Source organism: Weissella koreensis KCTC 3621 (genome assembly GCF_000277645.1).
The window spans coordinates 72,794-87,411 of sequence record NZ_AKGG01000012.1; the positions used below are offsets into that span (position 1 = coordinate 72,794).

Consider the following 14,618-nt stretch of genomic DNA (forward strand, 5'->3'; position numbering starts at 1 on the left):
CAATATAAATTATATATTACTTTTTTTTACGTAACGTCGCAACGAAAAATCCATCTGAATCAAAATCGTCAGGGAAAACTTGCATTGTTAATTGTGATCGTTGAGGCAAAGGACCAATGGTGGGTACTAATTCATAATCTGAATTTTGCTCTAAAAAGTCTTGAACAACAGCATCATTTTCAATTTCTAAAATAGTGCAAGTCCCATAGACCAAATTTCCACCCTTTTTTAATTTAGGAGCCACTGCATTTAGCATATCTAGTTGAATTTGGTGTAATTTCATACTATCAGCGTAGCTTTTTTCATATCTAATCTCAGGCTTTCGACGTAATAATCCAAACCCTGAACATGGAGCATCAACTAAAATCGCATCAAAGGTTTCATCATCAAACTGTTCATCGACTTTACGAGCATCTAATTCTTGAGCGTGCACCTGATCAGATACGTGCAGTCTTTGTGCATTTTCTTCGATCAATTTGATCTTATGAGGGTGGATATCAAGTGCTTCCACGATACCGCCTTGCTTTGGATCTAAATAACTGGCGATTTGTGTTGTCTTACCACCAGGAGCGGCCGCAGCATCTAATACTTTCATTGATGGTGTTAAATTTAGATTAGGAACCATTAGCATAGCTGATTCATCTTGTAATGTTAGCAAGCCATCTTCAAATGCTTTAGAAGAAGCAACATGTCCATGTTTGATACGAAGTGCCTCAGGTGTAACTTTAGAAGCTTCTACTTCAAAGCCTTCTGCCTCCAAAACAGTAGTAACTTGTTCCTGCGTTGTAACTGCCCGATTAATTCGTGCAGATTGAGCTGGTGCATCATTAATAGAACGAGCGATCTTAACCATTTTTTCATGGCCAACTTCACTTTCTAGTTGTTTTAGTAGCCAAACTGGTAACGAAGCTTCAATTGATAATTGTTCAATTGGATCTTTAATTGTCGTAAATTCAGGTAATCCTTGCCGTTCAAGGCTATGCAAAACCCCCGTTACATACTTACGAATTCCATCATGACCACGGCGCTTAGCAATTTGAATTGCCTCATCAAAAATGGCATGTTGTGGTATTTTATCAAGGTATTGCATTTGATAAACTGATATCATTAATAACTCTTTGACAAATGGATCAACATTCCCACGTAAGAATGGTTTTAACCAATATTCTAAAGTCAGGCGATGTTGAATCACACCATAAACAATTGTTGTGAGTAAATGTATATCTCGCTCCTCTAATTTTGAGGCTTTCGCAAGTTGATTTAATTGCAAATTTGAATATGCGCCATCTTTGACCCGTTCTAATACCCGAACTGATAACGCGCGGGCATTACTTTGTTCCCACCCCGCGATTTGTTTTGAATTTCCTTTACTCATGAGTAATTATTTGTTCTCCTTCGGTAAAATTAGCATGCCCATTTAAGTAGGCGGTAACATCCATTTTTGGTTTTCCAGCTGGCTGCAATTCATCAATTGCTAAAATATTTCCATCACCAGCGACTATCCATAATTCATGTTTATTCTTTTTGAAAACTGTTCCGCTTGGTAAATCACTATGTTCATCAATTAAATGGGATTTTTGAACTTTTGTACGTTTCCCTTTAATTTCAGTATGTGCAATCGGAAAAGGATATAATCCTCGAATTTGATTAAATATTTCTCGTGCCGATTTTGAAAAATCAAGTGACTCTTCTTCTGGCTTAATATTCGGTGAAAAGGTTACCAAATCAGGATCTTGCGGTGTCGCTACATTCGTTCCATCGATTAATTCCGGCAATGTTTTTAATAATAAATCGCGGCCAAGAATAGATAATTTTTCAAATAAAGTTCCAGTGTTGTCATCATCTGTAATAGGTAATGTAGCTTGTGATAGAACATCACCAGCATCCATTTGCTTAATCATATACATGATTGAAACACCCGTTTCAGTATCACCATTAAGTAAGGCATAGTGAATTGGAGCCCCGCCTCGATACTTTGGCAGCAATGAAGCATGGACATTAATAGCACCAATTTTAGCTGCATTCAATAATTTTGTTGGTAAAAATTGACCATAAGCAGCTGTAATCATAATATCAGGCTGTAAATCAATTAAAGCCTGTAATTCTGGTGAACCACTTAACTTAGCCGGTTGAAACACAGGAATCCCCGCTTTAACAGCAACTTCTTTGACGGGTGTAGGCGTCATGACTTTCTTGCGCCCCACTGGTCGATCTGGTTGTGTTAAAACAGCAATCACATCGTAATCAGGATGATTAATTAATGATTCTAAAATACCAACTGAAAACTGGGGAGTTCCCATAAAAATAATTTTTGTTTGCATATTTACTCCTAATTTTACAAATTAATAGGGTCACGATTAATACTAATTTGAATATTTTTATCAATAATCTTTTGAGCATCATTAACTAAAAGATTAAGCGCTTGTTCTAATTTATCATCATACTTAAATCGTAATGAAATTTGATAAACATACCGATTTTTAACTCGACGAATTGATCCCGGAGCGGGCCCAAATATCATAGTACTAGGCATAATTTGTTCTCGTAACCAGTTAACAATTTTATATGCTATTTTAGCTACATCCTGCTCGTTTGGATGAGTCAATTTAATCTGAATAGCATAATAATATGGCGAATAATGCCAAGTTTTACGTAGACTCATTTCTTGCTGATAGAAAGCTTCATAATCTTGATTTTGAGCTAATTTGATAGCATAATGCTGTGGATTAAAGGTCTGAATAACGACATTCCCAACCTTATCAGCCCGACCTGCTCGACCTGCAACTTGAGTGATTAACTGAAAGGTCCTTTCACTAGCACGATAATCTGGAATTTTCAAAGTTGTATCCGCATTTAAAACTCCTACAAGAGTCACATTGGGGAAATCTAATCCCTTTGCAATCATTTGCGTTCCAATCAAAATATCCGCCTTTTGTTGACCAAACTGTTCCAACAGTCGATCTGTAGCGCCTTTTTTACGCGTTGTATCATTATCCATACGGATAATACGTGCTTGAGGAAACTTGTCTTGCAATTGTTCTTCCACTTTTTGCGTTCCAGTCCCAAAAGGCCTAATCCGAGTGGACCCACATACTGGACATTTATGAGGTATCGGCTGTGTAGCACCACAGACATGGCACTCCATTCGATAAGTATCTTTATGCATCGTCAATGCTAAATCGCAATTAGGGCACATTGGAACATAGCCACAATCTCGACACATCATAAAATTAGCATAACCACGTCGATTAAGCATTAAAATAATTTGTTGCTTTTTTTCTAAACGTTCTTCAATTTGATCAAGCAATTGTGGTGAAAAAACTTCATCCCCTCCCGACTTAATCACTTCACTCATATCAATAATTTGAGCTGTTGGTAATGGATTTGCGAGTGCCCGCTTTTTCAATTCCAACAACTGATAGACATGCTTTTGTGCCCGTGCTCGACTTTCTAATGAAGGCGTGGCTGATCCCAAAATAAGGACTGCTTGATGTCTATTAGCACGCCACGAGGCAATATCACGAGCATGATATCGTGGATTATCATCTTGCTTATAAGAACTTTCATGTTCTTCATCCATAATTATCAAGCCAATCTGTTCCAAAGGGGCAAAAATAGCCGAACGTACTCCTACAACTACATGGACCTCTTGGCGCTGAATTCGACGCCACTCATCATATCGTTCACCATCTGATAAAGCCGAATGCAATAAAGCCACATCATCTCCAAAACGTCCTTTTACACGTCGGACCATCTGTGGAGTTAATGTAATTTCAGGAACTAAAAATAGGGCTGTTTTTCCGGCCTCAATAGTTCTAGCAATTGCTTGTAAATATATTTCGGTTTTACCCGAACCAGTCACACCCTCTAAGAGGAAAGTTGTTGAAATTTGTTGGTTCAATGCGCTATTAATCGCATCAAAGGCAACTGATTGTTCTTCATTCAAAACTAATGGCTTAGTTTTTTGAATAGTGCTTGATAATGTTGGCGTACGATACGTTTCCATTTCAGTCATAGAAATCCAACCATTGGTAACCGCCTGATTTATATCTTGTGCTGTTAATTTATATGAATGTTGCAACGAACTAACTAATTGCCAATCTGGTGTTGGATTTTCCATTAAAGCAGTTACAAAACGCGCCTGCTTTTTAGCATTTTTGTTAAGATTCCTTCTAATCTCATCATATTGATCAGATGACAATTTATTTTTATATTTTTTGACTTTTTTAATCTTAGCCTTATTTTTTAAATAATATTTAAACCCTAGAGCCTTTATTGCTTGATAGTGTTTAATTTTGCTCATCAATTCAATTGGAATAAAATCTAATTCAAACGGAATTTCATCGCGATCAATAAACAAATCATTAATATTATTATCGTCAATCAAATTTGGATTTAATAAAATTAGCGTTTTTTGATATTTAGCTTTCATCACATTAGGCAACATCGCCTGTAAAACATTAATTTGAAAATTAAAATTATGTTCAGCAATTCTTGCACTTAATTGAAGCAATTCTTGATTTAAAACCGGTTCTAAATCTAAAACATTAGTTATCGGTTTCAACGGCTTAGTAGTTGTCTCGCCTTTAACCACCTCTAATACGAAGCCTTGAATTTGGCGTCCCCCGTTACCAAAAGGAACTTGTACTCGCATACCTGGCTGTACAATTGATTGAAGATTTTCTGGAATTTGATATGTCCATGGTTTATTCGTTTGTCGTGTGGAAACATCTACAATAATTTTTGCGACATCCATTAAGATCATCTCCTTCCAAAAATTACACTTCTAATAATTATAGCAGACCATGCACCTTTTCGGACCGTATAAATTATATTATGATTTATTTTAAAAAATTGACTGAATTTTACCTTGAAATTAAAAAGAACTAGATACACGTAAATTCGTCTATCCAGCTCTTTTAAAATTAAATTTACTTTTTCAATGATTCAACATCGCGTGCAATCATGATTTCTTCATCTGTTGGCACAATCAAAACCTCAGCAGTTGATCCTTCGGCAGTCAAAATTGTTTCTTTACCGTAAACATCATTCTTTGATTCGTCCATCTTAATACCCATAAAGTTCAAGCGTTCAATAATGTGAGAACGTTGTTCCTTAGAATTTTCTCCAACTCCACCAGAAAATACTAAGACGTCCACACCGCCCATTTCTACGATATATTGACCAATATATCGTAGAACACGGTCTTCCCACATATCAATAGCTAACTTAGCATGTGGATTAGTTTCGGCTACTTCTTTCAAATCACGCATATCTGAAGAAATAGTAGACACTCCTAACAAACCAGACTTTTTGTTCATAATTTCAAGCATTTGCTCATTAGTTAATCCTTCACGCTCTTGGATATAGTTAACTAATGATGGATCAATGTCACCCGTTCGCGTAGCCATCATTACTCCAGCTAATGGTGTGAAGCCCATTGAAGTATCAAATGACTTTCCATCCTTAATGGCTGTAATTGATGATCCAGCTCCCAAATGCAATGTAATAATCTTTAGTGATTCTAATGGCTTACCTAACATTTCAGCGGCACGAGCTGAAATATAACGGTGTGAAGTTCCATGTGCACCATATTTACGTGCACCGTACTTCGTATAATATTCATATGGTAAACCATATAAATAGTTAACTTGCGGCATTGTCTGATGAAAGGCAGTGTCGAAAACTGCAACTGATAATGCATTTGGAATTAATTTTTTAAAAGTCTTAATCCCTACAATGTTAGCTGGTTCATGTAGTGGTGCATAATCAATTAGTTTTTGTAATTTCTCCATAACATCGTCATCGATTACTACGGAATGATTATACCATTCACCCCCAGCAACGACACGATGTCCTACACCTGTAATTTCTTGAATATCAGAAATTACACCGTGTTGCTTAAATTGTTCAAGTACATAAGCAATTCCTTGCTCATGATCTTTGATATCTAAGATGTTTTCAAACTTTTCTCCATTAAATTTTAATGAAAAAATAGAATCAGATAGTCCGATTCGTTCAATTTGTCCCTTTGCAATTACCTCTTCACTTGGCATTTCAATTAATTGAAATTTCAAAGATGAAGATCCTGCATTAATTGCTATTGTCTTCGCCATTCTTAAATATCTCCTTTATTTTTCGCATTACATCAAAGTTAATAGTAACTTTATATAAATTATATTTTACCATGAAAATAAGAATCTAGGGTTTGCTATTTCTAAATCTTAGTTTTCCAGTCTAAGAAGTCTCCAATAAATTGTTTATTAGAGGAACTATCACCGATTTCTGGTATTTGGGCTAACAAAACAGGTTCAGCTTGAGTATGACTTTCATCACGCCTTTGTAAAATCATTAACTCTTTACCAACTGCTCCTTGTTTAAACAGCTTTTGAGGGAATTTAATAATTGCCTGTAGTAGAACTGTATCATCTGCAAATAGTCTTAAAAGATCAGGACCTTGCTCTGTTTCTAGGATGTTTTCGGGAACTAGCAATAAAGCTGTCCCACCAGGAACCAATGTATTCAATGCTTTTTCAATCAATAAATGGTGAACGTATGTTAAATCGTTATCTTGTTTAGTTTTAACGTTATAGCCATCTTCGACCTGTTTAGGATACATTCCAACTGGTAAGTCACCCACTACGATATTAAATTTATTCGTGAAATTAAAATCAACAGCATCGGCTAACTGTAAATTCCAATCATAACCTAAAATTGAATTCATTCCACTTGCCAAGGTAAGCATTGTATCGTCATTATCAATTCCCGTTATTTTAACCTGATCACCATTTTCAACGACTTGCTGAATTGTTGCACTCAAATTACCTGACCCAACTCCCAAGTCTAATATTGATAGATTACTCTTATTTTCTATATTATTAAACTGATCTACAAAATATGCTACCCACATTCCTATAGCGTCTGGTGTAATTTGATAATTAGCCTGTAACTGGTCCTCCATCAAAGTTCCCACCAAAACCAATTGTAAAATTTGACGTCTATCTGTAACGTTCATTTTTTCTAATGACAATGAATTTACATTGTTTTCCCAAGCCGTAACCATTTCTTGATCTAACATGTTCAAATCTTCATGATCATGCTCCACAATCATAGAAAACACTTCTATTAAAGCTTCAATAGATGAAATATCCATTTCATCGCTTATTTCATTCCGCGTTAATTGTAGAACATTAACTGCTTGCTCAATTTTTTCAAACATGCTTTCACCTCTAAAAATTTTATATTAAATATAATTTTCAGTTTAGTCATTTTTAAAGCTTTTAGCAAGGGATGTTTTCTGCTTATTCTCTCGTTCAATCAGTAATAGATAATGTTTAATTTCACGTTTTAGTCGTTTATTTTGTTCAATTATTACTTCATATTGTCTACGTTCAATTCGTGAAAAACAATTCAAAGTTGTCATACATACCAAACTAAACAATAAAATTGTTACTGTAATATGTCCTTTTCTACGCAATATAAACCCTCTATTTACATTAATCATTGTTTAAATAAATTATGCGTTTCGCATATAAGCAGTCGTCATTTCTACCGGTATGCTTAAGATGCTCCAATTCCCTGATAATAATATTAAAATAATTAGGTTTATCAGATGTTAATATTTTTTCTACATAAATGCCTTTGCTCAATGGCATAAACCCTTTATTACTACCCGTTAGAACTAACCGTCGATGCCAAATTATCAACCGATAATCTTTATTATTTTTTTTAGAATAAAAATGATAAACTGGTCTCTTTTCAATTTTAGTATTACCCATAACAAATTTTAAATTTAGCTTAGGATGATTTAAATCTAAAATCAATCGGTTGGCTTGATATTTAAAATAGTCTTTTTCTTCTAATATCTTGAAATTAATTAACTGGTGTACATTGACCGTAATCACTGGTGTACATTGACCGTAATCATTTGAGCCACTATCCCCAAAACAAAAAGCGAAGCCAAAACCTCAACCAGTGAAAATGCCTTTCGTTCAACTTGCATAAATCGCCCACTGTTCTCTTACCTCTTGCAATTGTTTTGACAACTTTATCTGTTCCTGAATTAATCTGTTTGTATTTTGATGATGATTAGATATGACCATCTGACAAGTAATTGTTGTTTGACATATAACAACTAAAGCCAACAAAGCATCTAACATCAAATATCCTTTACGGCGTTCTAAGATCAAAATCACCCCACCCCATTGAGAAAACTAATTCTTTAAATTCTTTCTTTTTAAGATTTTTAAGCGTTATGGTTCCAGGTTGGACCCAACCCGAGTGTACTGAAATAGCACCATAATATACAGCCCACCCCTCGGGTAAGTAAACCATAGACTTCATTCTATTTTGTATCATAATTGCTCGATTATCTTTTTGTTCACAACCCTCAATTAAAACCTGAGATGTTTGTGACAAATTACGCGCTCTATCAACTTCAAATTGTAACTCTCGTCTAAAGTTAGCCCAGTTTTGCTTAGTTGGGGTTGAAGGTTTAAAATACGCGAATGTACTTAATATTAAAAACGTCAACATCGCTGTTATAAGAACTTAAATCATTGTAAAACCTGATCTTTTCGATTTCATCATTTCCCGTTTTTGTGGCGTTTTACATTCCCTTCATGGTCAAAATCAAGACCTAATTGTTCCATACGAGCTGATTGTTGATTGCTTAAATAGTTGTCCTTTAACAATTTTCCCTTAGTGACAGGCCTGTCTTCTGGATGCTCTAATAAATATAAATCAGCTTGGCTTTGAATTGTTCTTTCCATCGTTTCTGCCTGACGTCGATTAGCAATATCGCGAACTCTATGAATATTGGGCAAAATCAACATTGTTAATAACCCAATTATAAATAACGCAGTTACCACTTCGATCAATGTAAAACCTTTTCTTTTTTTCACCATCCGTTAAAATCCCCCATATTAGAATAAATCGGTAATAAAAACTTCAAATATAATGCGATAATCAAACATCCAATTATGCCAAAACAAATTGGCTGGATTAACAACAATACTCTTTCCATCAAACGATCTAATTGTTCTTTCTTCAAAAGAGCTAGGCGAATAAAATCGCAGCCAATTGTCGCTTGTGATTTACCAGTCTTAAATAAGCATTCTGCTTCTATTGGTAAAAAAGGCATTTCTTTTAAGGCAGTTACTAAATCTTCACCCTGTAAAAGATGTTTTTGCATCTCCGAACCAAGCATTTCAATAAAAGGAACTGTCCTCACTCTATTAATTCGTGTAATGACTGTTGCTAAGCTAACCCCTGATTTCAATAAAATTCCCATATGAAATAAAAAATAATAAGATATCAACAAATTTAATATCTTATTTAAAAGTGGAATTTTTGAATAAAGATACCAATAATTTAAAATAGTTTTACGAAATACGTTTTTCATCAAAATTATTATTATTATTATTAAAATTAATACCAAGCCCATCCCTAACAATTCAGGAGAATTTAATAATGTATTGCTATTATTAGACCAAATATCATTCGAGAAAAATAATACTAATCCAATACCTAATAAAGTTACTAAAAGCAGCAATATTCCTGGATATAATAACAACATTTTAATTTTTTGTTGATGAATAAAATGAATATATTCTTGTTTACCAATCTCTTGCACTACTACCCTCATATTGCCGTGCAATTGAATAAAGCTTAATTGAAAATTTATTCTAATTGGCATATATGATTTAATCGCCAGTTCAAAACTTGTTCCTTGCCTCATATCCAATAAAACACTTTCTAATATATTTCTATTTTTAGGCTGCAACATTTGAATCGAATTTAATGCGTCTTGTAGTGAATAGCCTGAATTTAGTAAATCTCCTAAAACTTCAAAAAATTGCACTTGATCATGACGCGACCATTGCGAACGTTTAAATCCCATTTTTCTCCATTTCAATCAATAAATCTTGTTGGGTTAAATACTGTAAATCAGCCATTTTTTCAGCATTTACCGTTGTCATTATTTGATAACCAACGCCTGATAAAACATGTTTCAATGCCCACTCATCTACGCCCAACCCCAGCATGCGATACCATACTCCTAAACAAGAATCGGCATGTACAGTGCTCAAAACCAAATGACCGCTCATCCCGGCTTCAACCGCTATTTTTGCAGTTTTAGAGTCTCTAATTTCTCCAATAATTAAAATTTCAGGATGATGTCGTAATGCCAATTTCAATAATTGTTGATAGCTCATATCAGCAAGTGTATTGATTTGAAGTTGTAATATTTCACTATCTTCAATTTCAACTGGATCTTCAATGCTTAGTACCAATCGAGCTGTTTTTAACTGCTGAATAGCATAATAAAGTGTACTTGTTTTACCAACTCCTGTCCTCCCACTTAATAAAATTAAACCACTCATATTTTTTACTGATTCAATTAACTTATAAATTGGTTCAGGATCTTTAAATTTAATACCTATATTGCAAATTTGATATAAAAATCTAATAACCATTGATTCTTGATTCAAAAAATCACCAACGCTTGAAATTCTACAATTGTAATTAGTTCCCCCTACTTGGTAAGTCATTCTACTTAACTGAGGTCTACGTGTTTCACTAATATCCATCCCACTACAAAACTTAATATAACGAAGCAACCGTAAGCCAATATCAACTTCAACTTGCCGCAATTTTTTTAAACCATTATTAGTAATCATCATAATACGATAATAATTACTGGACGGTAAAATATATAAATCACTCCCCTTTTCTTTAATAACACATTCAACTAATTCATTAAAAATATTTTCAATTGTCATTTTGACCCCCTTACACAGTAAGGAACCAATAAAACATAAAGTGTTTTTTAATTTTTAAAATAAAATAAAAAGCCAAACGCGCTAATGCACATTTGACTTTAAAAAAATTATTATTCAGCTGTAGTAAATACCGCTGAAACATCATCATCAGCTTCTAATTCTTCAACTAGTTTTGCTAATGATTCTGCATTATCTTCTGGAACTTCCATTGGATTATCAGCGATCATTGTTACTTCATCATTAATCAATGTGTAACCTTTTGATTCTAGTGCATCTCGAACTTCTGGGAAAACCTTTGGATCTGTATAAATTTCAAATTGATCATCATACGTCTTCATATCATCGGCACCAGCTTCTAACATGTCCTCAAACAATTGATCTTCATCAATTTCAGGAGCGTCTTCACCACGGGCAATTTCGATATATCCCTTACGTTCAAACTGAAAAGCAACTGAACCAGAAGTTCCCAATTCTCCACCAGCATGCTTAAAGGCAGAACGAACATTTGAAGCAGTTCGATTAGTGTTATCAGTCAATGTTTCAACCAAAACAGCAATTCCAGCTGGTCCATAACCTTCATATGTTAACTCTTGGTAATTTGCACCACCAGCACCAGAAGCCTTATCAAGGGCACGTTGCACGTTGTCCTTAGGCATATTAGCTGCTTTTGCTTTTTCCATCACTAACCGTAATCCAGGGTTACCATCTGGATCTACTCCACCCGACTTAGCCGCAGTATATAAGTCACGTGATAACTTTTGGAAAATTTTTCCACGCTTAGCATCTTGGGCGTTCTTACGTCCTTGAATGTTATGCCACTTACTGTGTCCTGACATTTCAAAAACCTCTTTTCAATCTATTTTGACAGTCTACTCATTAATTATATAATAAATCAAATTTACAACAATATCAATATTTGAACCAAATATATTTGATTTAAATATCATTATTACTCTTTACTAAATTAATTCGGTTATTATTTTTAACTTTAATGATAATCAAAAAATTATCGATGATATGCAAACTTTTGAGCAGCTTTAACGGATTTTTGCCAATTTTCATAATGCTTTTGCATTGTCTGTTTATGCTCTTCATTATAGTCAACCGTTAGCATCTCAGGATTATCGGGTAGTTGATCAATAGATGACCAAAATCCACTTTGTAATCCAGCTAAATACGCAATTCCACGAGCAGTCATTTCAAGTTTTCGTGGTCTCGTGATTTTTATTTGAAGTAAATCAGCCATAAATTCATGCAAATATTCGTTCGCTGCAGCACCACCATCAATAGAAAGATGAGTTCGTGTGAGTCCTGTATCAACGGTCATTACATCTAAAACATCTTTAGTTTGATATGCCAAAGATTCAATTGTAGCTCGTACCAAATCTTGATTTCGAGTTGCTCTAGTTAATCCAAAAGCAGCTCCACGAATTTTTTGATCCCAATAAGGTGCACCAAGGCCCGTAAAAGCTGGTACCAGGTAAATATCTTGATAAGGAACTGACTGGCTTGACTGATAAGCATATTCTGCTGACATTGCTGAATTATCAATGATATCCATTCCTTCTTCTAACCACTGAACTGCTGATCCAGCGACGAAAATTGAACCTTCAAGTGCATATGTGATTTTTCCGTTTAAACCATAAGCAATCGTTGTTAGCAAACCATGCTTTGAAACTTTTGGTTGATCTCCAGTGTTCATGACAATAAACGCGCCAGTCCCATATGTACTTTTAATAGAACCAGGCTTAAATGCTTGATGTCCAAACAAGGCAGCTTGCTGATCACCAGCTAATGCTCCAATCTTAATTGGAACACCTTTCAGAATCGTTTCACCAAAATCATCTGATGAATTTTTAACTTTCGGCAATAAGTTTGGGTTAATTCCATAAAGATCCAATAACTCTGGATCCCATTGCAAGGTATGAATATTAAAAAGCATAGTTCGTGATGCATTGGTATAATCCGTAGCATGGGCCTTTCCTCTAGTGAGCTTCCACAACAGCCACGAATCTATTGTCCCAAAACGAAGTCGATCCTCATCCATCAATTGTTTTAATTCTGAATTTTGGTCTAATAACCACATTATTTTAGTTGCTGAAAAATATGAATCAATCCAGAGACCCGTTTTATCATATATTTTTTCTTCTAAATGATTTTCTTTGAGTTTATCAGCCATTATATTTGACTGCTTAGATTGCCAAACAATAGCTGGCGCTACTGGTTCACCGGTTTCTCGGTCCCATAAAACTGTTGTTTCGCGTTGATTAGTAATTCCAATTGAATCAATCTCCTGAGCAGGAATATCATATTTTGTTAAAACTTGCTGCATCAACCACTCAGTGTCAATCCAAATTTGATTTGCATCGTGTTCAACCCAGCCTGGCTCCTGAAAAATTTGAGGTAGCTCTTTTTTAACCATCCCTACTGTATTACCATTTTTATCATATAAAATGACGCGAGTACTAGTGGTTCCTTGATCAATTGCCATTACATATTCTTTTGTCATTATTTTTTACCTATTACCCTCAAATAAAAATTAGTTGGTTAAATATTTTTAAATAAAAAGGCGAGGCAAGTTTGCCTCACCTAAATTATTGACTAAGCTAAAACTATCTCAGTCCCCTATAATCGTAATATCAAACGTTTTTTTACATTTTAAGCTAATACGTGCTTTAAAAATAAAGATAACTTTATTTTATGCTTCGGACTTTAGAGTTCCGCCATCCATATAACGATTTTTAGGCATTTCATTAACGATTACTTTAATTGCATCACGTGGTGCGCCGGCATTTTTTTCGACTGCATCTGTAATTTCTGACATCATTGCTTTTAATTGAGCTTCTGAACGTCCTTCTACTAATTCAACATGTACAAATGGCATCTTTTCTCTCCTATTATTAATTATTTAAAACATCTGAAATTTGCTTTTTAGCAGCAATTTTCTCAACCTGAATTTGACGCTGTAAATCCTCATTAATGAAATTATTAGATACATTTACAGTATTCAATACATTGATGAAGGCATCTGGATCAGCTTCTTTAGTTAAATTTTCCATATCTGCTAATTCATAACGCGAAAGGACCATCATCAATGTTTTTGATGGGTGCTTGGTATAAGCACCCACAGAATCAAGAATTGTAATACCACGAACAACATTCGCCTGTAAGTTTTCAATGACTTCATCAGGATGCTTTGTGACAATAAATGCGGTTAATTTTCGGTGTTTAGTATAAATGTTATCCATAGCAACAGATGTTGCATAAATTCCAATAATCGTATACATCGCATTTTGCCAGCCAATAAAGAAGCCAGCAATCAAAACTATACCCCCATTAATCATCATACTAACAGATCCAATTGACCGACCCGTTCGTTTTTGAACAATAGCAGCAACAACATCCATTCCACCAGTAGAAAAACCTAATCTAAAAGTAATCCCAATGGCAACCCCTAATAACATTCCACCAAATAACGCAGCTAAGATCGGTTCATTATTTACAATGCTCACTTTTGGCATCCAAACTTGTAGACCAGATGCCAACAAATTATTCAAGAAACTTAATACTACGAAACGACGACCAGCCCAAAACCAACCTGCAATCGCAATCGGAATATTAAAGACCAAAATCATTGTTCCTACTTCAATATGAATATGAAACAAATAAGTCAAAAATAAATTTAACAGTTGCGCAATTCCATTAAATCCAGCTGAAAAAATATTATTAGGAATAAAGAAGAAATTCATGGATACCGCAACAAGTAATGAACCAAATATAAATCCCCCCACGAGGATACTGTAATTTTTAACTGATGTCCAAACCAAAGCATCT

The 14,618-nt window shown here is 34.6% G+C and carries 16 protein-coding genes; all 16 read right to left on the minus strand.

Translation table 11 applies throughout. The features are described 5' to 3' along the window. Window positions 1-16: 16 nt before the first annotated feature. Window positions 17-1,375: a 16S rRNA (cytosine(967)-C(5))-methyltransferase RsmB gene (gene rsmB / locus JC2156_RS04470; RefSeq protein ID WP_006845523.1), complete on the minus strand. Its 1,359-nt coding sequence runs from the start codon at window positions 1,373-1,375 to the stop codon at window positions 17-19. After that, window positions 1,368-2,321 carry a methionyl-tRNA formyltransferase gene (fmt, locus tag JC2156_RS04475; protein ID WP_006845524.1) on the minus strand — a complete coding sequence of 318 codons (954 nt, stop codon included), beginning with the start codon at window positions 2,319-2,321 and terminating at the stop codon, window positions 1,368-1,370. Before fmt ends, rsmB begins: the two co-directional genes overlap by 8 nt. A gap of 14 nt (window positions 2,322-2,335) precedes the next feature. After that, window positions 2,336-4,756 carry a primosomal protein N' gene (priA, locus tag JC2156_RS04480; RefSeq protein ID WP_006845525.1) on the minus strand — a complete coding sequence of 807 codons (2,421 nt, stop codon included), beginning with the start codon at window positions 4,754-4,756 and terminating at the stop codon, window positions 2,336-2,338. Between the two features lie 175 nt (window positions 4,757-4,931). Further along, complete coding sequence (locus JC2156_RS04485; RefSeq protein ID WP_006845526.1) at window positions 4,932-6,116, minus strand: acetate/propionate family kinase; 1,185 nt, start codon at window positions 6,114-6,116, stop codon at window positions 4,932-4,934. Window positions 6,117-6,217: 101 nt separating this feature from the next. Next, window positions 6,218-7,219, minus strand: a complete 1,002-nt coding sequence (locus JC2156_RS04490; RefSeq protein WP_006845527.1) for a class I SAM-dependent methyltransferase — start codon at window positions 7,217-7,219, stop codon at window positions 6,218-6,220. 42 nt (window positions 7,220-7,261) lie between these two features. Continuing rightward, complete coding sequence (locus JC2156_RS09095) at window positions 7,262-7,423, minus strand: hypothetical protein (protein ID WP_006845528.1); 162 nt, start codon at window positions 7,421-7,423, stop codon at window positions 7,262-7,264. 73 nt (window positions 7,424-7,496) lie between these two features. Then, complete coding sequence (locus tag JC2156_RS04495) at window positions 7,497-7,904, minus strand: hypothetical protein (protein WP_006845529.1); 408 nt, start codon at window positions 7,902-7,904, stop codon at window positions 7,497-7,499. Beyond that, on the minus strand, window positions 7,901-8,002 hold the full coding sequence (locus JC2156_RS08875) for a prepilin-type N-terminal cleavage/methylation domain-containing protein (RefSeq protein ID WP_155815918.1): 102 nt from the start codon (window positions 8,000-8,002) through the stop codon (window positions 7,901-7,903). The genes JC2156_RS04495 and JC2156_RS08875 overlap by 4 nt, the downstream gene beginning before the upstream one ends. A gap of 167 nt (window positions 8,003-8,169) precedes the next feature. Then, window positions 8,170-8,535 (minus strand): hypothetical protein, encoded by a 366-nt coding sequence (locus tag JC2156_RS04500; RefSeq protein WP_006845531.1) that lies wholly within the window; start codon window positions 8,533-8,535, stop codon window positions 8,170-8,172. Window positions 8,536-8,585: 50 nt separating this feature from the next. After that, window positions 8,586-8,906: a competence type IV pilus major pilin ComGC gene (locus tag JC2156_RS04505; RefSeq protein ID WP_006845532.1), complete on the minus strand. Its 321-nt coding sequence runs from the start codon at window positions 8,904-8,906 to the stop codon at window positions 8,586-8,588. Then, a complete protein-coding gene (locus JC2156_RS04510) occupies window positions 8,900-9,901 on the minus strand; it encodes a type II secretion system F family protein (protein ID WP_006845533.1) in 1,002 nt (333 codons plus the stop codon). Before JC2156_RS04510 ends, JC2156_RS04505 begins: the two co-directional genes overlap by 7 nt. Beyond that, a complete protein-coding gene (comGA, locus tag JC2156_RS04515; protein ID WP_006845534.1) occupies window positions 9,891-10,784 on the minus strand; it encodes a competence type IV pilus ATPase ComGA in 894 nt (297 codons plus the stop codon). The genes JC2156_RS04510 and comGA overlap by 11 nt, the downstream gene beginning before the upstream one ends. A 110-nt stretch (window positions 10,785-10,894) precedes the next feature. Then, complete coding sequence (locus JC2156_RS04520; protein WP_006845535.1) at window positions 10,895-11,620, minus strand: YebC/PmpR family DNA-binding transcriptional regulator; 726 nt, start codon at window positions 11,618-11,620, stop codon at window positions 10,895-10,897. Between the two features lie 170 nt (window positions 11,621-11,790). Then, entirely contained in the window at window positions 11,791-13,293 is a 1,503-nt protein-coding gene (gene glpK / locus JC2156_RS04525) for a glycerol kinase GlpK (RefSeq protein WP_006845536.1), read from the minus strand. Between the two features lie 189 nt (window positions 13,294-13,482). Continuing rightward, the gene (locus JC2156_RS04530; RefSeq protein WP_006845537.1) at window positions 13,483-13,668 is read right to left on the minus strand and encodes a 2-hydroxymuconate tautomerase; all 186 of its coding nucleotides are present in this window, start codon (window positions 13,666-13,668) and stop codon (window positions 13,483-13,485) included. A gap of 16 nt (window positions 13,669-13,684) precedes the next feature. Further along, the gene (locus JC2156_RS04535) at window positions 13,685-14,611 is read right to left on the minus strand and encodes a YitT family protein (RefSeq protein ID WP_006845538.1); all 927 of its coding nucleotides are present in this window, start codon (window positions 14,609-14,611) and stop codon (window positions 13,685-13,687) included. Window positions 14,612-14,618: the final 7 nt, after the last annotated feature.

Excerpts from the sequence above, each read along its gene's own strand:
- JC2156_RS04530 (WP_006845537.1), bottom strand. The coding sequence starts at position 13,668 with ATGCCATTTGTACATGTTGAATTAGTAGAAGGACGTTCAGAAGCTCAA.
- JC2156_RS09095 (WP_006845528.1), bottom strand. The coding sequence starts at position 7,423 with ATGACAACTTTGAATTGTTTTTCACGAATTGAACGTAGACAATATGAA.
- JC2156_RS04490 (WP_006845527.1), bottom strand. The coding sequence starts at position 7,219 with ATGTTTGAAAAAATTGAGCAAGCAGTTAATGTTCTACAATTAACGCGG.
- JC2156_RS04505 (WP_006845532.1), bottom strand. The coding sequence starts at position 8,906 with ATGGTGAAAAAAAGAAAAGGTTTTACATTGATCGAAGTGGTAACTGCG.
- JC2156_RS04485 (WP_006845526.1), bottom strand. The coding sequence starts at position 6,116 with ATGGCGAAGACAATAGCAATTAATGCAGGATCTTCATCTTTGAAATTT.
- comGA (WP_006845534.1), bottom strand. The coding sequence starts at position 10,784 with ATGACAATTGAAAATATTTTTAATGAATTAGTTGAATGTGTTATTAAA.
- JC2156_RS04500 (WP_006845531.1), bottom strand. The coding sequence starts at position 8,535 with ATGTTGACGTTTTTAATATTAAGTACATTCGCGTATTTTAAACCTTCA.
- rsmB (WP_006845523.1), bottom strand. The coding sequence starts at position 1,375 with ATGAGTAAAGGAAATTCAAAACAAATCGCGGGGTGGGAACAAAGTAAT.
- priA (WP_006845525.1), bottom strand. The coding sequence starts at position 4,756 with ATGGATGTCGCAAAAATTATTGTAGATGTTTCCACACGACAAACGAAT.
- glpK (WP_006845536.1), bottom strand. The coding sequence starts at position 13,293 with ATGACAAAAGAATATGTAATGGCAATTGATCAAGGAACCACTAGTACT.
- fmt (WP_006845524.1), bottom strand. The coding sequence starts at position 2,321 with ATGCAAACAAAAATTATTTTTATGGGAACTCCCCAGTTTTCAGTTGGT.
- JC2156_RS04510 (WP_006845533.1), bottom strand. The coding sequence starts at position 9,901 with ATGGGATTTAAACGTTCGCAATGGTCGCGTCATGATCAAGTGCAATTT.
- JC2156_RS04520 (WP_006845535.1), bottom strand. The coding sequence starts at position 11,620 with ATGTCAGGACACAGTAAGTGGCATAACATTCAAGGACGTAAGAACGCC.
- JC2156_RS08875 (WP_155815918.1), bottom strand. The coding sequence starts at position 8,002 with ATGCAAGTTGAACGAAAGGCATTTTCACTGGTTGAGGTTTTGGCTTCG.